The 19,219-nt window shown below is 71.6% G+C and carries 11 protein-coding genes; 4 read left to right on the top strand and 7 right to left on the bottom strand.

Going from position 1 to position 19,219, the window contains the following annotated elements; all coding sequences use genetic code 11:
• Positions 1 to 357 precede the first annotated feature (357 nt).
• Genes ABD256_RS34375 through ABD256_RS34355 form a run of 5 tightly spaced genes read right to left on the bottom strand, consistent with a single transcriptional unit; the run spans position 358 to position 13,145 of the window.
• The gene (locus ABD256_RS34375; protein ID WP_344428793.1) at positions 358 to 1,542 is read right to left on the bottom strand and encodes a glycosyltransferase; all 1,185 of its coding nucleotides are present in this window, start codon (positions 1,540 to 1,542) and stop codon (positions 358 to 360) included.
• Positions 1,535 to 2,311, bottom strand: a complete 777-nt coding sequence (locus ABD256_RS34370) for an alpha/beta fold hydrolase (protein WP_344428905.1) — start codon at positions 2,309 to 2,311, stop codon at positions 1,535 to 1,537. Before ABD256_RS34370 ends, ABD256_RS34375 begins: the two co-directional genes overlap by 8 nt.
• Before the next feature lie 12 nt (positions 2,312 to 2,323).
• Positions 2,324 to 2,602: a phosphopantetheine-binding protein gene (locus tag ABD256_RS34365; RefSeq protein ID WP_344428791.1), complete on the bottom strand. Its 279-nt coding sequence runs from the start codon at positions 2,600 to 2,602 to the stop codon at positions 2,324 to 2,326.
• Positions 2,599 to 6,606, bottom strand: a complete 4,008-nt coding sequence (locus tag ABD256_RS34360) for a beta-ketoacyl synthase N-terminal-like domain-containing protein (RefSeq protein ID WP_344428789.1) — start codon at positions 6,604 to 6,606, stop codon at positions 2,599 to 2,601. The genes ABD256_RS34365 and ABD256_RS34360 overlap by 4 nt, the downstream gene beginning before the upstream one ends.
• Positions 6,600 to 13,145 (bottom strand): SDR family oxidoreductase, encoded by a 6,546-nt coding sequence (locus ABD256_RS34355; protein WP_344428787.1) that lies wholly within the window; start codon positions 13,143 to 13,145, stop codon positions 6,600 to 6,602. Before ABD256_RS34355 ends, ABD256_RS34360 begins: the two co-directional genes overlap by 7 nt.
• Positions 13,146 to 13,511: 366 nt before the next feature.
• On the opposite strand from ABD256_RS34355, the gene ABD256_RS34350 reads away from it, so the two are divergent.
• From ABD256_RS34350 to ligD, 3 genes are read left to right on the top strand one after another with little or no spacing between them, the layout of a single operon-like run.
• Positions 13,512 to 14,312 (top strand): SDR family oxidoreductase, encoded by an 801-nt coding sequence (locus ABD256_RS34350; RefSeq protein WP_344428785.1) that lies wholly within the window; start codon positions 13,512 to 13,514, stop codon positions 14,310 to 14,312.
• 3 nt (positions 14,313 to 14,315) lie between these two features.
• The gene (locus ABD256_RS34345) at positions 14,316 to 15,305 is read left to right on the top strand and encodes an aldo/keto reductase (protein WP_344428783.1); all 990 of its coding nucleotides are present in this window, start codon (positions 14,316 to 14,318) and stop codon (positions 15,303 to 15,305) included.
• Between the two features lie 50 nt (positions 15,306 to 15,355).
• Entirely contained in the window at positions 15,356 to 16,339 is a 984-nt protein-coding gene (ligD, locus tag ABD256_RS34340; RefSeq protein ID WP_344428781.1) for a non-homologous end-joining DNA ligase, read from the top strand.
• Between the two features lie 157 nt (positions 16,340 to 16,496).
• Here ligD and ABD256_RS34335 read toward each other — a convergent pair whose 3' ends face one another.
• The gene (locus tag ABD256_RS34335) at positions 16,497 to 17,114 is read right to left on the bottom strand and encodes a nitroreductase family protein (protein WP_344428779.1); all 618 of its coding nucleotides are present in this window, start codon (positions 17,112 to 17,114) and stop codon (positions 16,497 to 16,499) included.
• 64 nt (positions 17,115 to 17,178) lie between these two features.
• Positions 17,179 to 17,961 carry an alpha/beta fold hydrolase gene (locus ABD256_RS34330; RefSeq protein ID WP_344428777.1) on the bottom strand — a complete coding sequence of 261 codons (783 nt, stop codon included), beginning with the start codon at positions 17,959 to 17,961 and terminating at the stop codon, positions 17,179 to 17,181.
• Between the two features lie 545 nt (positions 17,962 to 18,506).
• Here ABD256_RS34330 and ABD256_RS34320 point away from each other — a divergent pair.
• On the top strand, positions 18,507 to 19,067 hold the full coding sequence (locus ABD256_RS34320; RefSeq protein ID WP_344428904.1) for an IS66 family transposase: 561 nt from the start codon (positions 18,507 to 18,509) through the stop codon (positions 19,065 to 19,067).
• The last annotated feature ends 152 nt before the right edge of the window (positions 19,068 to 19,219 follow it).

The raw sequence follows: 19,219 nt of genomic DNA, 5'->3' as shown, positions 1-19,219 counted from the left end.
AAGGAAAAGTCATGTCAAAGCAGAAACCGCTGGTCCCGCGCCCGCCTGCGCCCATTACCGGCAGTAAGTCACCCATCCTTCGAAAGGGTGAAACCGGCAGCAGCGGGAACTTTTCCCCGTTATGCCTGGCAGGGCGCGCCTTCTCACGTAGAAGGCATGAGCCCGCTTGAACGGCGGGCGAACGGATGGCGAACCAGGAAATAATGCGAGACGCTCGCGCGCAAAATACCAGAACCCGCCTCGAGGCGGCGAAAGGAAGCGACTTGTGTAAATAAAGAACACGCAAGAGTTTTTCACATCGGGCGAAGTGTGAAACCCCCGTCATGCGCTGAAGGTGTTCTTCGGGGACGGCGGGTGTCAGGGGATCCGGGCGGACGCCGGGACGAAGCGCGCGAGGTGGTCGGCGGCGGCGGACGCGCCCCCCGCCCGGTCGAACGACTCGCGCAGCCGCCCGGCGTGGTCCGCGTAGGACGGGGTCCGGCACACTTCGAGCACGGCGTCGCGGATGTCCCCGGCGGTCGCGCGGTCGAACCGAAGCCGCAGCCCGGCGCCGGAGTCGACGACCTGCTGCGCCAGCAGCGGCTGGTCGTCCCTGATCGGCGCGACCACGAGCGGGACGCCGTGGCTGAGGCTTTCGCACACCGTGTTGTGGCCACCGTGGCAGACGACGGCGGTCGCGCGCCGGATCAGCGCGAGCTGGGGGATCCAGCGGACGGCCAGCACGTTCGGGGTCCCCGCGGCGGGCACCACCCCGTCGGGGTCGGCGATCACCACCTGGAACTCGGGCGGCAGGTCCGCGAAGGCGCGCAATGCCGTGGTGAGGAAGCGGGCGCCGGGTTCGCCGTTGGCGGTGCCGAACGTGACGACCACCAGTTTCGCCTGTCCCCGCACGCGTTCCCACGGGAAGTCCTCGTAGGCGTTCCGGTCGGCGAGCGCGGCCCCGACGTACCGGAGTTCACCCGCCGGGCGCACGATCGCCTCGCCTGCCAGCGCTTCCGTGGTGAACGCCAGCACCAGGCCGGGCGAGAACCGGAGATCGCCCGTTCCGGCCGGCACGCCGTGCCGGTCGCACAGGCCCTGCTGCAGGCCGTCGATCCAGGCGGCCACCTTCGGCATCGCGGACACCGGATCGGACAGCTCCGACGGGGTGCTCGCGGCGGTCGCCCACGGCAGCCCCGCGCGCGCAGCGACGACCGCGCCCGCGAGCGCCTGCTGGTCGACCACCAGCAGATCGGGCTCGTAGGCGTCGACGGCGGCGGCCACCCCGCCGGCCATCGCGTCCGCGAGCGGCACGAGATAGGACTCCCACAGGAACTTCAGCGCCGCGAAGCCGCGCAGCGCACCGGGGCGCCGCGCGACCTCGAACTCGGCCGAGTCCCCCGCCGGGTACACGGTCTCCCCCGGGCCGAGCAGCCTCGGGACCTCCGGCACCGGTCCGGCCCACGCCACCTGATCGCCTCGCGCGCGCAGTTCCGCGGCGACGCCCCGCAACGGGGAGACGTGCCCGGTCAGCGGCGGCACGACGAACAGGTACCTAGCCATCGGCGTGCCTCGCGACCCAGTCCAGCACCAGTTCCCGCACCCGCCGGTGCTGTTCGACGAGCACCGAGTGGCCCTGTCCTTCGAACACGATCCGCTCGCCGCGCGGCAGCAGCGACGTGAGCGCGTCGAGATCGTCGGACTGGTAGCCGTCCTGGCCGAGCAGCGACAGCACCGGGCACGCGATGGACCAGACGTCCTCCAGCGTCATCAACGGCCCGAGCGGCACTTCCCTGGTGATGCTGGTGGCCATGATGCGCTTGGCCGCCATCTTCGCCAGCCGCCGGTGGTGCGCGCTGTAGGTGGCTTCGATCCAGTCGTAGTTCTCGTCCGCGGCCAGGAATTCGCCCGTGTAGTCGAGGATCTGGGTCATCTTGTCCGCCCACACCTCGGTCGGCGGCTCGGCTTCGATGCACACGATGCTCCGCACGCGCTCGGGGCTCATCGACGCGTAGCTGTACGCGATCGTGCCGCCGAAGCTGTTCCCGACGAGGTGCACCGGGGCGTCCGGGCGGACCTGGCGCAGGAGGTCGTCCAGATCGGCCACGAAGTCCTTGAGCGTGTACCCGCTGTCCGGCATCTCGGTCTTGCCGTGGCCCCGCAGGTCGTAGGTGATCACGTCGATCCCGGCGGCGGAGACCGGCGACGCGAGCGTCAGGTAGAAGCTCGCGAGGCTGTCGGTGCCCATCCCGTGGATGAACACCACCGCCTCCCCCTTCGGCTCCTTCGCGGGAAGCAGGCCGACATTGGTCCGAAGGCCGTTGACGCGCATGATCTCCACCGCTCAGCGGACCTTCGACTCGACGTAGCCTGCGATGTCGCCGACACGGAGGCCGATCACCTCGTCGAGTTCCTTCTCCGCGAGGAACTCGGCCAGGTTGACCTCGGCGCCGAAGTGGTCGGCGAGGATACCCGCGAAGGTCACCAGGTCGATGCTCTCCAGCCCGAGGTCCTCGTGGAACGTGGTGCTGCTGCTGATCTCGATGCCGAGCAGGTCGGCGCCGCCGACCATCTCGCCGAGCAGTTCGGTGACCTTCGAGAAGACCGCGGTATCGGTGTTCATAGTCGTGCTCCACGTTCGTAGTCCGTCTTACTGGCGCCTGTCCGATCCCCAGCCCTCGCCCGCACGGTGTCCCCGTCGCGGTCGAGGTCGACCGTCACTTCGGGCACCGCCGCCCCGTGCCACCCGCGTGCCACGGCGACGCCATCGGTCACCGTCACGACGACCTCCGCCGGGTAGATCCCCGCAGTGCCGCGCTCGGCGAGAAACGCGCGTACGGCGTCCTTCACCGCGATCCGGTCGGTCAGCCACCGCTGCCGCTGGGGCGGCGGGCAGCGGTCGTAGTCCGCGCGCTCGCCGGATCCGAGGTATATCCCGGCGTAGAGGTCTCGGGCCGCCGCCGTGCGCCACGCCGCCCGCAGCACCATCCAGCCGTGCCGGTCCGGTGTGGACAGCAGGTTGCGGTCGGGGAAGGCGTACACCCGGTGCGCGCGGTGGTCACAGGTGAACCGGACGTCGCGCCACGCCTCGACCGAGGCCCATATCCGTCCTCTGTGGACGAGCTGGGCGGACATCGCGAGCCGGTCCTCGGTGACCTCGGTGACCTCGACGAGGCAGTCGAGCCGTTCGCCGACGGCGGGGTGCGGCCCGTGGAACCTGACTTCCTTGGCACTGCGGGGAAACGCGAGCAGACCGTCCGATTCGGACGCCATCAGCCAGCAGCCGAGCAGCTGGCCGAGGCTGTCCAGCAGCCCACCCGGCGCGGGCGGCACCATCAGCTCGCCGCGGATGTGCCGGGCGCCGAGCGCGTGCAGTGCCGACAGGCCCTGGTAACCGGGTCCGTGGAACATGTGCCGCCGCTCGTAGGTTTCCACCGCGTTCGTCGGCGGCGTCCGCTCCGGAGCGTCGACGGTGCGCGGCTCCGGCGGGACCGGGTACGAACGGCCGAGTTCAACCGTCATGGACGCGTATTCGCCGATTTCGACCCGTACCCGGTCGCCTTCGCGCCGCATCCGCAACGGCACGCGCTGGGCGGGCGCGGCCACGAGCCAGCGCGTGAAGACGGCGTGGTGCACCGCGACCGCGACCTCGTCCGGCCACCGGCGCACCACCTCGCCGACGGCGAGGTCGATCAGCGCGGTCGCGGGGACCACCGGGCGGTGGTCCTCTTCGTCCGGCCAGTCCGCGCGCTGCCGGAAGAACCGGTGGTCGCGCAGGTACGGCATGGTGTCGAGGGAGACATCGAGCAGCACTTCCGCCGCGGCCCCGTTCGCCGCCGCCACGACGGACGCGGCGGCGCGGCGGGTTTCGGCCAGCAGCGCGGTGAACTCGGTGACCACCTCCGCCGCGGTGCCGGGCGGCAGCGCGGGCAGCTCCGGGTCGTGGGGGTGGTCGAGCAGGCCCCGAGCGGCCGCGGTGACCGACATCGGCACGGCGAACGTGTCGATCGTGGTGGTGGCACCGCTCCTGGTCGTTTCGAGCGCTTCGAACCGGGGCGTGCCGCCGTCGGTCCACAGTGCCGCGGCCACGCGGCGCAGCTGCGCCATGCCGTCACGGCCGGGGACGTCCGCGCTGACCATCAGGTGCGCACGCCCGTCGAGGGTGTCCGCGACGAACGATCCGAGCTGGCCGGGGCCTGCCTGGAGGAAGACCCGGAACCCGTCGGCGTACATCGATTCGACCAGCTCGCGGAACCGCACCGGCGCGACTAGGTGTTCGAGGTAGAGCGCGCGGACCCGGTCGAGGTCGTCTGGGTAGCGATCGGCGGTGGTCGCCGACCAGATCGGCACCGACGGCGGCTTCAGCGCGAGCCCGGTGATCAGCTCCTCGAACGAGGAGAGCAGGGGCCGCAGCAACGGCGTGTGGAACCCGGACCGGAACGGCAGGATCCGCGCGACCACGCCGTCGGCGCGGCACCGCTCGGCGAGCCGTGCGACGGCGTCCGGCGGGCCGCACGCGATCGACTGCCTCGGCGCGTTGTCGTGGGACACCACCAGGCCCGGCTCGTCCGCGACCCGGCGTTCCGCTTCGGCGGCGGGGCAGCCGAGCACGACGAAATCGGCTTCCGGTGGTTCGAACCCACCGGGGAGGTACCGCGAGTACAGGGCCTTCGCCTCGTCGATCCGGTACATGCCCGCCGCCGTCATCGCGGTCCATTCGCCGACGCTGTGCCCGGCGAACCCGTCCGGGACGATCCCGAGCCGCCGCAGCGCGAAGTCCAGCGTCCCGCCAACGGCGTACAGACCATCCACATGCGACAGCAGGGACCCTGGCCGTACCGCGGGCGGTGGCGTCAGCCCGAAATGGGCGGCGACGTCGGCACACCGGGACACGAACTCGGCTTCGATACCCGGAAACACGAACGCGGTCTTCGCCGACGGCTCGGCGAGCAACAGCGGGTCGGGGGCGAACCACACGTCGTTGCGCCCCCGCCACGGCTCGCCCTTCGCCACGATCCGGCGCGCCAGTTCGAGCTTGCGGTCCGTCGGGTCCACAACGGACAGACGGCAGGCGCCAACGGCTGCGGGCGCCTCGGCGCGCAACGCGCCGCCGGGACGGTCGAGCAGCGTGCCGAGTTCGCCCGGTGTCGCGGCGCCGAGCCTGACCGTGCGCTCCGGCTCTCGAACGGCGGCGGGCGCGCGCGACGGCCGCGAGTGCTCCTCCAGGATCGTGTGCGCGTTGATACCGCCGAACCCGAACGCGTTGACCGCGGCGCGGCGCGGAGTTCCGTCCGGCGGCGCATCCCACTCCCGTGCGGTGCCGATCGCGGTGAACGCGGTTTCCGCCAGCAGCGGGTTCGGCTCCTCGCAGTGCAGCGTCGGCGGCAGCGTCGTGTGGTGCAGCGCGAGCGCGGCCTTCACCAGCCCGGCGACCCCGGCGGCGGGCATGGTGTGCCCGATCATCGACTTCACGGAGCCGACCACCGCGGCGTCCGCACCGGAGCGCGGGCCGAACACCCTGCCGATGGTGTCGAGCTCGGCCGCGTCACCGGCCGGCGTCGCGGTGCCGTGCGCTTCGAGCAGGCCGAGCGCGTGCGGGGCGAGCGGATCGAGCCCGGCCTCCGCCCAAGCCCGGCGCAGCGCCAGCTCCTGGCCCCGGGTGTCCGGGTTGAACAGGCTGGCCGCGCGCCCGTCGCTCGATGTGCCGGTGCCGCGCACCACCGCGTAGATCCGGTCGCCGTCGCGCTGGGCGTCGGCGAGGCGCTTCAGCACGACGACGCCGGTGCCCTCTCCGATCAGGAGCCCGTCGGCGTGCTGGGACAACGGGCTGATGCGCTCGCTCGGCGACAACGCGCGAAGCTGCGTGAACAACGACCACAGCGTTTCGTCGTGGCAGTGGTGGACCCCGCCCGCGAGCACGGCGTCGCACCTGCCGCCCGCCAGCTCCGTCATCGCGTGGTCGACCGCGATCAACGACGACGCGCACGCCGCGTCCACTGTGTACGCGGGCCCGCCGAGGTCGAGCCGGTTGGCGACCCTGGACGCGGCGAGGTTCGGCACGAGCCCGATCGACGCCTCGGGATCGGCGGCCCCGAGCGGTTCCAGCAGCGCCGCGCGCAGGCGGTCCAGCTCGGAGCCGGTGACCGAGGGCAGCACCTCGCCGATCGTGCGCAGGATCTGCCCGACACCGCGGACGCGCTGCTCGAACCGCATCAGCGCCGGCGTGAGGTACGCGCCCCTGCCGAGGATCACCGCCGTCTTCGCGGTGTCACCGAGCGCCGTGCGCCCGCCCGCGTCCTCGACCGCGTCCGCGGCGACCTTGAGCGCGACGAGCTGGTCCGGCTCCATCCCCGGCACCGAGCTGGGCATGACCCCGAACGCGGTCGAGTCCACGGTCAGCGGGCGGTCGAGGAACCCGCCGCGGTGGCAGTACGTCCGCGCGGGGTCGGCGCGCTCCGACGCGGCGTGGCCGGAGTCGTGGAAACCCGACAGCTTCAACGATTCCGGCACGTCGGCGATGGCGTCCACCCCGGAGAACAGGTTGCGCCGGTAGCTGTCCAGGTCGGGCGCGCCGGGCAGCCACACGGCCATGCCGACGATCGCGACCGGCTCCCGCGCGCTCACCACGGCGACGCCGTGTACACCACCGACGTGCTCGACGGCCCGCCGTAGGCGAGTTCGGCGAGCAGGCAGGCGGCGCCTTCGTCGGGGTCGATCAGCTTGACGTCCCGTCGGGCGTACTCGCGGGCCAGCTCCTCGGACACCATGCCGCCTGCCGACGGGGCCCACGGTCCCCAGTGGACGGTGAGCGCCCTGTTCCCGGTCCGCTCCGCCCACTGCGAGCCGAACACGTCCAGTGCGTCGTTCGCCGCGGCGTAGTCGGTCTGTCCCCTGTTGCCGAGCACCGCGGCGATGCTGCCGAAGAACGTGACGAACTTCGGCGGTTCCGGCAGCCTCGTCACCGCGTCGAGCAGTGCGACCGCGCCGTCCACCTTGGTGCCGAACACGGTGCGGAACGACTGTCCGTCCTTTTCGGACATCAGCTTGTCGTCGATGACGCCCGCGGCGTGCACGATCCCGTCGAGCCTGCCGTGCCTGGCGTGCACCTCCTCGACGAGGTGGCGCACCGCGGCACCGTCGCGGACGTCGATCCGGTGGTACCGCGGTTCGCCACCGGCGCGCCGGATCCCGTCCATGGTGTTCGCGATCTCGCGGCCCGCCAGCACCGCGCGCACCTGGCGTTCCACTTCGGACAGCGGCTCGCCGCCATCGGCGAGCGCGCGGCGCAGCGCGGGCGCGTCGGCGAGACCGCGCAGCGCGGGGTCCTCCGGCTCACCGGTGAACGCGGTGCGCCCGGCCAGCTCGATCCGGCAGCCCGCCGCGAGCGCGAGCGTCCCGGCGAACCGCGCGGTGATGCCCCTGGCGCCGCCGATCAGCAGCACCACCGAATCGCGGTCGAGCCCGATCGCCGCGGCTTCCGCGGCGCCGGGGCCGGCCGGGCCCGCACCGGCCCTCGCGACCGACGGCAGGTCCTCCGCGAGGAGTTCGAACGCGGCCCTGCCCTCACCGGTGTGTCTCGCCACCGGCACCGGCGTCCGGTCGAGCAGCTCGGCGACCAGCGTGCTCGCGGCCGACGGTGCCTCGTGGTCCAGTTCGACCAGCCGCACCGGGCGTTCCGGGTGCTCTCGCGCGACCGACCTGAGCAGGCCGCGCAGTCCTGCCGTCCGCGGCCCGCGGTCGAGCGGCGCGGCCACGACCAGCCCGTCCATCCCGGCGCCGATCAGGTCGCGCAGCACCAGGAACAGCCTCGGCGCGGCGGGCTCTTCGGTGCCGGTCAGCGTGCTCAGGCAGATCAGCGCGTCCGCCTCCGCTCTCGGGTCGACCACCGCGTGCGCGCCGCGCGCCGCCAGTTCGGCGCTGACCCGGACCGCGAGCGCCGACTGCTCCGGCTCGTGCAGCACGAGCACGCGCCGCCCGGCCAGCTCACCCGACGGCGCCGAGGGGGACGGGGCCGCGCGGAGCACGAACCGGCCCGGCGCGATCCCGGTCGCGGCGGGTTCCGCCTCGTCCGGCTCGGCGGCCACATTCGCGGCGTCGGCACCGACGTGCTCGGAAAGCCAGTCCGCGAGCGCGCCCGCGGTGCGCTTGCGGCTCAGCTCGTCCTGCTCGGCGTCGTCGATCCGTTCGCGAAGCCCCAGTTTCGCCAGCAGCATCCCGGCGATCTCGGTGCGCTTGATGGAGTCGATGGACAGATCGGCTTCGAGGTCGAGATCGCCGTCGATCATTTCACCGGGATATCCGGTGCGCTCGGCGATCACCCCGACCACCGTGCCGAGCAGATCACTTACGTCCACTGTGGACTGTATCGGCGCGGTCACCTCCACGGGCGCTTCGACCACCACGGTGGCGGGAACCACCACGGGCGGCACGGCGACCGGCGTCACCGGTTCGGCTTGGCGCGCCCCGCCGAAGTAGGCCAGCAGGACGTCCCGCTGCGCGGCCACGACCTCGCGGTTGCCGCGCAGGAATTCGAGTACCGCGCTGTCGGGTTCACCGGGGCGCGTGCTCTCGGCCATCGCCGACCTCCTGATCCGTTCGGCGGGCCGCAGCCCGCCAGGCGGCGTGGTCCTCCCCCGCCGCACCAACTGGCCATTCACCGTCCATTCCGGACGCCGCGCGACCGGGGCCCGGTTCGCCACCCTGCCCCTGAAGAGCCACTCGGTGTCGACCTCGACACCGGCGACGGCGAGTTTCGCCAGCGCGGTCAGGAAACCGCGGAGACCGGGCGCGGCACCGGGATCGGTCGCGATCGCGGTGTGCGGGCGGTCGCCGAGGATCGAGGACACCAGCCCGGTCAGCACCCTGCCCGGCCCGACTTCGAGGAACGTGCGCGCACCCTCGGCGTACATGTCCTCGATCTGCTCGGCGAACCGGACCGGCGAGCCGAGCTGCCCGGTCAGCTCGGCACGCACCGCGCCCCGCTCGTACCGGCGCGCCGTGCGGTTCGCCCACACCGGGAGCCTCGGGTCGCGCACGCGCTCGCCCGCGAGCACCGCGTCGAACTCGTCCGCCGCGCCCGCGACGAGCGGGCTGTGGAACGCGCAGGCGACCGGGATGCGCTTCGCCCCGATCCCGTGCGCCTTCAACGACTTCACCGCGAGTTCGATCGCGTCGGTCCCGCCGGAGAGCACCACCTGGTCCGGTGCGTTGTGGTTCGCGACGACGACGTCCATCGGCTCGCCGAGCACCTCGGCGAGCGCCGCCGGGGTCGTCCGCACCGCCGCCATCGCGCCGGGGTCGCCGTGCACCGCGTTCATCACGGCCGCCGCGCGGCGTTCGCTCAGCCGCAGCAGGGTCGGCGCGTCGAAGGCACCGGCCACCGACAGCGCGGCCAGCTCGCCGTAGCTGTGCCCGCCGAGCATGCCGGGCCGGACGCCGAGCCGGTCGAGAACGCGCGCCATCGCGATCCCCGCCATCCCCAGTGCGGGCTGCGCGACGCGGGTGTCGCGCAGCGCGTCGTCCTGCGCGGTGGTCGCGGCGGCGTCGAACGCCCGCGGCGGGAAGATGCGCGACGCCGTTTCCTGGTCGAGGTCGAGGAGGCCGCGGAGCTCGCCGAAGGAGGTGAACAACTCGGCGAGCATGCCGGTGCGCTGGCTGCCCTGGCCGGGGAACAGGAACGCCACCTCGCCGGGGTCGCGCTCATCGGCGGCGAACCAGTGCTTGCCCGAGGCGGCACCGGACGAGATCTCGGCGAGGGCGTCGAGCAGTTCGGCGCGGTCGCTCGCGACGATCGCGTACCGCACGGGCCCTGTCCCGGTCACCGTCGAGGCCACTGTGGACAGCGGCAGCTCCGCGGGGGCGGATCCGGCGAGTTCCACCAGCCGGTCTGCCGCGTCGTCACCGCGCAGCACGAACAGCTCGGCGTCCCAGTCGCGCAGCCGGTGGCGGCTGTCCGATGTGGACGGACCGGCGGCGAGCACGGCGTGGAAGTTGGTGCCCCCGAAGCCGAAGGCGCTCACACCCGCCACCCTGTCCTGCCGCGGGCGCAGCCACGGCCTGGCGCGGGTGGTGAACGAGAACGGGCTGCGTCCCTCCTCCCACACGGTGTGCGGGTCGCGCAGCTGCGCGGTCGGGGGCACCACGCCGGTCCACAGCGACAGCGCCGCCTTGATCAGCCCGGCGAGGCCCGCGGCGCACTTCGTGTGCCCGATCTGGCCCTTCACCGATCCGATCGCGCAACCGCCTGGCGCGGCACCGGCCTCGGCGAAGAACTCGGTCAGCGTGCTCAGCTCGGTGCCGTCGCCGACGACCGTGCCGGTGCCGTGCGCCTCGACGAGTCCCACCTTCGACGGCGAGATCCCGGCGTTGCGGTAGGCCCGTTCCAGCGCGCGCCGCTGGCCCTCCGGCCGCGGCGCGGTCAGCCCGAACGCCTTGCCGTCGCTGCCCGCGCCGACGCCCTTGACGACCGCGTAGATCCGGTCGCCGTCGCGTTCGGCGTCGGCGAGCCGCTTGAGCACGACGCACGCGACCCCTTCGCCGAGCGCGATCCCGTCGGCGGCACGGTCGAACGGGCGGCAGCGGCCGGTCGGCGACAACGCGCCCGCCGAGGCGAACATCAGGTAGTCGTGCACGCCGTTGTGCAGGTCGACCGCGCCGCACAGCATGAGATCGCTGCCGCCGCCCGCGAGTTCCTTGCACGCCAGGTCGAGCGCCGCGAGCGACGAGCCGCACGCCGCGTCGACGGTGTAGTTCGGGCCGCCGAGGTCGAGCCGGTTCGCCACCCGGCCCGAGATCACGTTCGCGAGCGTGCCGGGGAAGGTGTCCTCGGTGAACGTCGGCAGCAGTTCGGCCAGTTCCGCGGGAAGGTCTTCGAGATAGCCGGGCAGCAACGCGCGCAACACGCCCGCGTTGTGCAGGTCCCCTCCCGCTTCGGCGCCGAACACCACGCCGGTGCGCTCCCGGTCGGCCACCGCGCCCGCGTCGGCGAGCGCGCGCCTGGCGATTTCCAGCGACAGCAGCTGCGCCGGGTCGATGCTGCCCATCGACGTCGGCGGGATCCCGAACGACACCGGGTCGAACGGGATGTCCGGCAGGAAGCCGCCCCACTTGGACGGCGTGCTCCCCGGCGCGCCGTCCTCGCGGTAGTAGGTGGCGGCGTCCCAGCGCTCCGGGGGCACCTCGGTCACCGAGTCGACGCCGCGCAGCACGTTCGACCAGAACGCGGACAGGTCAGGCGCGCCGGGGAATACCCCCGCCATCCCGATCACGGCGACGTCGACCGTCGCGGCCGCGGGCTCGGCGCGCGCGGGTTCTCCCGCGCTCAGCAGGCGGGCGGCGTCCTCGACGACCGCGCGGTGCAACGTCGCGATGTCCGTGGTGGCCCCGCGCAGCACGGCGACCTGCCCCGCCATGTACATCCCGTCGGTGAGCTGGCCGTCCGCGTCGACGGCCACCAGCTCGTCGCCGTCGCGCCGCACGCCCTTGCTGGCGATCCGCAGCCTGCCGGTGTTCAACCGTTCGAGCCGCTCCCAGCGTTCCTGCTTCGGCACGCCTTCCTCGCGGAGGTTCCTTTCCACCTCGGCGAATTCCGCCACGAACGGGCTGTGCAGGCACCGGGTGAGGTGACCTGGCGCGGTCTCCACCGTCGCCGTCCGGTCGGCCTCGACGGCCTGCCGCTGGAACAGCTCGGTGATCGCGCCGTGGCGGACGGCCTCGTCGGTGAACAGGTACGCGGTGCCCATCAGGACGCCGATCCCGGCGCCGCGCTCGGCGAGCGGCGCGGCCATCGCGGCCACCATCGCTGCGGACCGCGCGTCGTGCACGCCGCCCGCGAAGAAGATCTCGACGCCGTCGGCGGAGTTCCCCTCTTCGACGAACTTCGCCAGCACGTCGAGCTGGGACTCCCACAGGGAAAAACTGGTGCGCGGCCCGATGTGCCCGCCGCATTCGGCGCCCTCGAACACGAACCGCCTGACTCCGGCGTCGAGGAACTGGCGCAGCAGGATGGGCGATGGCACGTGCAGGTAGGTGGCGATCCCCTCGGCCTCGAGCGCTTTCGCCTGCGCCGGCCTGCCGCCCGCGATGAGCACCGCGCGCGGCCGGGTCCGGTGGATGGCGCGCAGCTGCGCCTCGCGGAGTTCGTCGGGCACGAACCCGAGGATCCCGGCGCCCCACGGGCGGTCGCCGAGCAGTTCCGCGGTGTCGGTGAGGAGTTTCGCGGCGCGCTCCTCGTCGGCGAGCGCCACCGCGACGAACGGCAGCCCGCCGTGCGAGGCGACGGCCTCGGCGAACTCGGGCTGGTCGCTGACCCGCGTCATCGGCCCCTGCGCGACCGGGAGCGGGGCGCCGGTCGACCGGCACAGCGGCGCGCCCTGGTCCGCGGGCGGCGGCACGGCTCGCCTGCTCGTGACCGTGCGGACGATCGCGCGCACCGCGTCCTCGGCCGTTTCGGAGCGCTCCGCGAACAAGGCCGCGAGCGGCGCGTCCTGGCCCCACGGGATCCCGTGGTCGTCGCGGAGCACGCGGCGCCCGTCGACGAGGACCGATTCGGACCCGTCGGCGCGGGCGAGCCGGTCGCGAAGCCGCCGCGGCACGTCGGCGTCGGGGAACAGGCCGAGCTGAACGTCGAGCACGACCCCCGCCGCCCCGCCCGCGACCGCGGCCGCGGCGGTGCGGGGACCGATCCCGCCGCACACCCACACGGGCACCTCGCCCACGTCCGCCAAGCCGTCGAGCAGGCGCTGCACCAGCACGAACGAGCTGAGCTCGCTGACCACGCCGCCCGACTCGGAGCCGCGGGCGATCACGCCGTACGCGCCGTGGACCACGGCTTCGCGCGCCTCGTCGAGGTCGGTGACCTCGACGAGCACGGGAACCTCGAGCTCGCCGATGTCCCAGGTCGCCCCGGCGGCGAGCACCACGAGGGCGAGTCCCTCGACCCCGTCGAGCTCCGCAGGGCCGAACGGGCAGTCCGCGCCCACGCGCGCGCCGAACGGGACACCGGCGCCCGCCACGCGGCGCAGCGCCTCGAGCGCGTCCTCACCGGTGAGGCCGACGATCCCGAAGCCGCCTCCCCTGGACACCGCGGCGGCCAGGAGCGGGTCCACCGTCCCGAAAGGACCGACCCCGAGCACGGCGGCCCGCTGGCCGGGGTTGCCTCGCTCCATCGCATTCCTCCTGTTCTCGTCCGGGCATGACACCGAAACCCCTCACGAGGTTCCCGCTCGTTTCCGTGTGGGCCGACATTCTGGTTTCGATAGCCCGGGAAAGAAGGACTTCCTGGCCCGGCAAAGCGTAATGAAAGCACATCCACACTCTCGTGACAAACTCAAGGCAAAGGTCCCGCACCGGCTCCAGCCCTGCTACCGTCGATGAAGAAACCCGTTACCACCAGGGCTTTGACTACTTCGGAAGGAACATTTAGCACCACGATCAGCACACCGGAACCCGCGACACTCATCGAACTGACAAACTCGGATCGCATATTTTCGACCACGTCCTCCCATGTACTCCTAAACTCTGTGGAGCCATTTATGAAACTGACGGACCGCGTGGTGGTGCTGACCGGCGCCGCCCACGGAATAGGGGCCGCGATGGCACGTCGGATGGCGGGCGAGGGTGTCAGAGGGATCATCGCGTCCGATCTGGACGCGGACGCGGCCGAAGCGCTCGCGGCCTCGCTCGACTGCCCGGCCGTGGCGGCGCACGCCGACGCCACGATGCGGCCGGAGGTGCGCGACCTGGTCCGGCTCGCGCACGACAAGTTCGGCAGGGTGGACCTGTTCTGCTCCAACGCGGGCGCCGCCTTCGGCACCACGATCCACGCCGCCGAGGACCAGTGGGCGCGGTCCTGGTCGATCAACGTGATGCACCACGTCTACGCGGCGCAGGCGGCGCTGCCGGGGATGCTGGCGCGCAAGGAGGGCTACCTGATGCTCACGGTGTCCGCGGCGGGGCTGCTCAGCGCGCCCGGCGACGCGCCGTACACCGTCTCCAAGCACGCCGCCATCGGCCTCGCGGAATGGCTCGCGGTGACCTATCGGCCACGTGGAGTGAAGGTGAGCGCGTTGTGCCCACTCGGCGTGCGCACCGAGCTGCTGACCCCCGGGATCGAAGCGCGGCACCCGGCCGCGGTCGCCATCGCGGCCGCCGCACCGCTGCTGACGCCGGAGGAGGTGGCCGAATCGGCGGTGACCGGGATCGACCGCGAGGAGTTCCTCGTCCTGCCGCACGAGTCGGTGCGATCGCGCTACGCCGCCAAGGCGGCCGACCCCGACGGCTGGATCGACCGCACGATCGCCGAAACCGCCGCCGCGACCGGATCGGGGCGGTGACACGTGGAGTACCGCAGGATCGGCCAAAGTGGACTCACGGTCAGCGAGATCTCCTACGGCAACTGGCTGACGCACGGCGCGCCGCCCGACGACGAGACCTCCACGGCCTGCGTCCACGCCGCGCTCGACGCCGGGGTGAACCTGTTCGCCACCGCCGCTGCCTGGGGAAACGGTGATGCCGAGCGTGCGCTGGCGAAGGCGTTGCGCGGTCAGCGGCGCGACGGGCTCGTGCTGTGCGGCGGCGTGTTCTGGCCGGACGGGCCCGCCCGCAACGACACCGGGCTGAGCCGCAAGCACCTCGTCACGTCGCTGCACGCCTCGCTCGACCGGCTGGAGACCGACTACCTGGACATCTACCAGCTCCAGCGGTTCGACTACCGGACTTCGCTCGAAGAGACCTTCCTGGCGCTGTCCGATCTGGTGCGCCAGGGCAAGATCCTGTACGCGGGCACCGCCGAGTGGACCGCGGAGCAGATCATGCGGGCCGGCGCGCTCGCCGCCGAGTACCGGGTGCCGCTGATCGCGAACCAGCCGCACTATTCGATGCTGTGGCGGGTCGCGGAGGCGCAGGTCATCCCGGCCAGCGAGCGGCTCGGCATGGGGCAGCTCGTGTCGTTGCCGCTGGCGCAGGGGATCCTGACCGGCAAGTACAGCGACGGCGCGCTCCCGGCGGGTTCGCGGGCGTGCGGCTCCGAGGCGGCGCGGCAGGCGATCCGCCCGCTGCTCGACCCAGGGCTGGTCGACCGGGTCGGGCTCCTGCGCGGCGTCGCCGACCACGCCGGACTCACCATGGCCCAGCTCGCCATCGCCTGGACGCTGCAGCACCAGGAAGTCGCCTCCGCGACCACCGGTGCCTCCGCGCCGTGGCAGGTCACCGAAAACGCCAAGGCAGCCGGGGTCACCCTCACCATGGAAACCCGCACCCAGATCGACGAACTGCTCGGCCAGTACGTCCAGACCGATCCCCGGCTGACCTTCGCCCCGCTGCCCTGATCGGCGGTTTCGGGCCGCCGGAACGCGCTGAACCGGGGTACATTCCTCGCATGGCGTCGGCAACGGGCAAGTCACCCTCGGTGGAGCTGGAAGTCGGGGACCACACGGTTCGACTGTCCAATCCGGACCGGGTCTACTTCCCTGCCAGGGGCGAGACCAAGCTGGACCTCGCCCGCTACTACCTCGGTGTCGGCGACGGTATCGTCCACGCGCTGCGCGAGCGGCCCTGCATGATGCACCGCTTCCCGACCGGGATCAGCGGTGAGAAGGTGCACCAGAAACGCGTCCCGCACGGCGCGCCGCCGTGGCTGGAAACCGTGCGCGTGCACTTCCCGCGCTACGGCAGGCACGCCGACGAACTGTGCGTCACGAAGCTGGCCGACGTGCTGTGGTCGGTCCAGATGTCCACAGTGGAGTTCCACCCGTGGAACTCGCGCCGCGCCGACACCGAGGTGCCCGACGAATGGCGGATCGACCTCGACCCGATGCCGGACTGCGGGTTCGACCGGGTGCGGCGCGTCGCGCACGTCGCCCGCGAGGTGCTCGACGAGCTGGGCGCGGTCGGCTGGCCGAAGACCTCCGGCGGGCGCGGGCTGCACATCTACGTCCGGATCGTGCCCGAGCACGGTTTCACCGACGTGCGCAGGGCGGCGCTCGCGTTCGCGCGCGAGGTCGAACGGCGCGCCCCGGACGACGTGACCACCACCTGGTGGCGCAAGGACAGGGACCCGGCCATGCTGTTCGTCGACTACAACCAGAACGCCCGCGACCACACGATCGCGAGCGCGTACTCGGTGCGCGGCAATCCGGAGGGGACCGTCTCCACCCCGGTCGCCTGGGACGAGATCGACGACGTGCAGCCGCGCGACTTCACCATCGCGACCGTGCCGAAGCGGTTCGCCGAGCTGGGCGATCTGCACGCCGGGATCGACGACGCGCCGTTCTCACTGGCGCCGCTGCTCGACTGGGCGGACCGCGACGACCGCGCGGGCGTACCCGATCCCGGTGTCGACGAAGCCGTCGAACTGGACTGATCCGCTCGGCATACTGGGCGGATGCTGCCCGAACTCGCCGTCGGCGACGCGTACGGAGCGGGGCTCGGATCCGCCGAGCCCGCTTTCGTCGCCGCCGACAACACGTTTCGCCCGGACAGCAACAGAGCGGCCGATCGCGACCTCGACGCGCGACTGCTCACCACCGGTCGAAGTGCAGCACGTCGTCGACCGGCTTCCGCTCCGCCGGTTTGAACCCGGTGCCGGTGTAGTAGGCCGTCGGGACGAGCGCGCCCTGGTGCACCGTGTCCGGCAGCCCCAGTACCTCGGCCGCCTCCTTCTCGTGGCGGAGGTGCAGTGTCGTCCACACCGTGCCGAGCCCGAGGTTCCTCGCGGCCAGCATGTAGTTCCAGACCGCGGGCAGCAGCGACGCCCACAGCCCGGCCTGGTTGCCCGCGGGCAGCTCCGCCGACCCGGTGTCCAGGCAGGGCACGAGCAGCACCGGCACGTCCTGCATGTGCTCCGCGAGGTACTCGCTGCTGCTCCGGATGCGCTGGTAGGTGGCCGAATCGTCGGCACGCTGCCCCGGCTGCAGCTCCAGGTACTCGCGCCAGCCCCTCCGGTACACCTCGCTCAGCGCCGCCCGCTGCTCCGCATCGGTGACGACCAGCCACTGCCACTGCTGCCGGTTCGACCCGCTCGGCGCCTGCAACCCGATCGTCAACGCCCGTTTGACCAGTTCGAGCGGCACTTCGCGGGTCAGGTCGAGGCGCTTGCGCACCGCACGCGTGGTGGTCAGCAGCTCTTCGGGGGTCATGTGTTCCTTTCCCAGTGCTCCGGGGACGGGCCGACGGCGTGCACAACCGGCGGCGCGCCCCAGCCTATTCCCGTTCCACTGTGGACAACCGCGCGCCGAACCACGCGGTCAGGATGTCGTCCACCGCCTTGGCCACCGGGAGCTGCGGCGCTGGTTCGATCCCCGGCTGGTCAGCGAGCGGATGCGCCAGGCCCGCGACGGTTTCGAGCCTGCCGTCGACGGCCTCGACCAGGGCACTGGCCTCTTCCCGCAGTCTGGGATAGTCCTCGTCACCGCTGACCACCAGGATCGGCCGCGCCAGTTCTTCCGCCCGTGCCAGGAAGTCCAGCGCGTCGGCGGCCCGGTCGGCTTCCTCCGTCCAGTGGTACGGCCCGATGTCCGGCTCGCTCAGGCCCACGACCGTTCTCGCCCGGACCGCCGGGTTCACCAACGCCGTCGCCGCCACGGGCACCTCGTGCCTCGCGAGCACCTCCAGCGCCACGAGACCACCGGCCGACCCGCCCAGCAACCCGATCGGCGCGTCCGCGATCGGGAACTCGTCCTTCAGCCTCGCGAACACCACCGAGAACTCGTCCGCGGCCTGGTGGATCAGCGGCCCCAGGAAACTCAGCACGGCGTCGTCCTTCCCCCGCTCCATGAGGTCCGCCATACCGTTCGGCCCCATCCGCGCACCACACCCGGGGAGGCCGAGGTGGATCCGCCACGCGTTCAACCCGTTCATCGGCAGCGCCGCCGCGAAGGCTTCGTTGCTACGGGGCGCGTCGAGCATGTGCCAGGTGACCACCGCGGGGGCTGGGTTGGTGCGTGGGGGTAGCACGGTCACGGGGACTTCGTGGGTGTCGGTCATTCTCGGGATCCTATTTCCACTGAGGTCGGTTGTCGTCGCGTTCTGCTCACAGCAGATCGCCTCCGGTGGCTGGGTCGCCGCGTTGGGGTTGCTGGTTCGCCGTGTTGGGTTGCGGTTTAAAGATGGCTTCGGACTGAAGGAGGTGGACCGCTTGCTTGGCCTGGCCGCCGGTTGCGTTGTTTCTTGTCTCGCTACAGTTTCCAAGTGGTCCACTTTGGACTCTTCGGAAGATTGGCCTGGACGGTAACTATTCAGGTCGGCGTGAGGTCGCCGAGTTGAAGCGTCGTCTTGGTGCGAATTCGGGTAATTCGTCGATGCCGCCGTCGTCGGACCGGTTCAGCAAGCCGAAGTCGTTGCGCGGCAGGACTGATCGCAAGCGACGGGAGCGCCAGGGCGAGCCTGTCGCTGGCGGATATGATGGGCCTGCCGATCTCGACCAGCCGGTCACCGGAGTCCTGCACATCCACGCTGACAGCGTACTCCGCCCACCCGGTGCGCGGCAGCGAAGCGGGTGGGCGAGTTCGGGATCCTGCCGACCTTTCGCGGTGCCGCGGTCCACGAAAGGTCGGCACCCTGACGACTACTACGGCCTCACCCGCACCCGCTGCAACGCCCACCATCTGCGCGAACTGGTCGCCGCGAGCGAAACCCATCCCGAACACAGCTGGCCACAGTTCGCGATCACTGCCCTGGAGAAGCTCAACAAGGCCGCTCACAAGGCCCGCGATGCCGGTCGCAGCGCTATCCCCGCGAAGATTCCGAAGCCACTGATCACCCAGTTCATCCGCGCCGTCAACGTCGGCCTGCCGCTGCACCCACCCGAACGGGAACGCAAGCAGGGCACCACTCACCGACTACTCAAGCACTTACACGACTTCCAGCGCGACACACTGCGCTTCGCCTACGACCTGACGGTCCCGTTCACCAACAACCAAGCCGAACGCGATCCGTGCATGATCAAAGCCCAGCTGAAATCTCCGGCGGCTGGCGCACCCCGACACGGCGCACACACCTGGCTCCGCGTCCGCGCCTACATCTCCACTCTGCGCATGAACAACATCCACATCCTCACCGCACTCCGCACCGCCATAACCGGGAACCCTTGACTACGAACAAAACTCGCAACAACCTGAATAGTTACCCCGGATGGGGCATCGAACATTTGGGCGAATTCGGGGTAGAATGGTGGGGTGTCCGAGACTTCTTCCCTTGTACCGCAGCGGGAGCTGTGGCAACTCACCGCGCGTGAGAAAGCCGC

It is taken from the genome of Amycolatopsis minnesotensis (genome assembly GCF_039529815.1).
Taxonomy (GTDB): domain Bacteria; phylum Actinomycetota; class Actinomycetes; order Mycobacteriales; family Pseudonocardiaceae; genus Amycolatopsis; species Amycolatopsis minnesotensis.
Note: the sequence above shows the minus strand (reverse complement) of the source record. Positions and strands in the feature narration are given on the sequence as shown.

Bases quoted from the DNA above. Each gene is read 5' to 3' on its own strand.
- ABD256_RS34355 (WP_344428787.1), bottom strand. From the start codon at position 13,145: ATGGAGCGAGGCAACCCCGGCCAGCGGGCCGCCGTGCTCGGGGTCGGT.
- ABD256_RS34365 (WP_344428791.1), bottom strand. From the start codon at position 2,602: ATGAACACCGATACCGCGGTCTTCTCGAAGGTCACCGAACTGCTCGGC.
- ABD256_RS34330 (WP_344428777.1), bottom strand. From the start codon at position 17,961: ATGACCGACACCCACGAAGTCCCCGTGACCGTGCTACCCCCACGCACC.
- ligD (WP_344428781.1), top strand. From the start codon at position 15,356: ATGGCGTCGGCAACGGGCAAGTCACCCTCGGTGGAGCTGGAAGTCGGG.
- ABD256_RS34370 (WP_344428905.1), bottom strand. From the start codon at position 2,311: ATGCGCGTCAACGGCCTTCGGACCAATGTCGGCCTGCTTCCCGCGAAG.
- ABD256_RS34350 (WP_344428785.1), top strand. From the start codon at position 13,512: ATGAAACTGACGGACCGCGTGGTGGTGCTGACCGGCGCCGCCCACGGA.
- ABD256_RS34375 (WP_344428793.1), bottom strand. From the start codon at position 1,542: ATGGCTAGGTACCTGTTCGTCGTGCCGCCGCTGACCGGGCACGTCTCC.
- ABD256_RS34335 (WP_344428779.1), bottom strand. From the start codon at position 17,114: ATGACCCCCGAAGAGCTGCTGACCACCACGCGTGCGGTGCGCAAGCGC.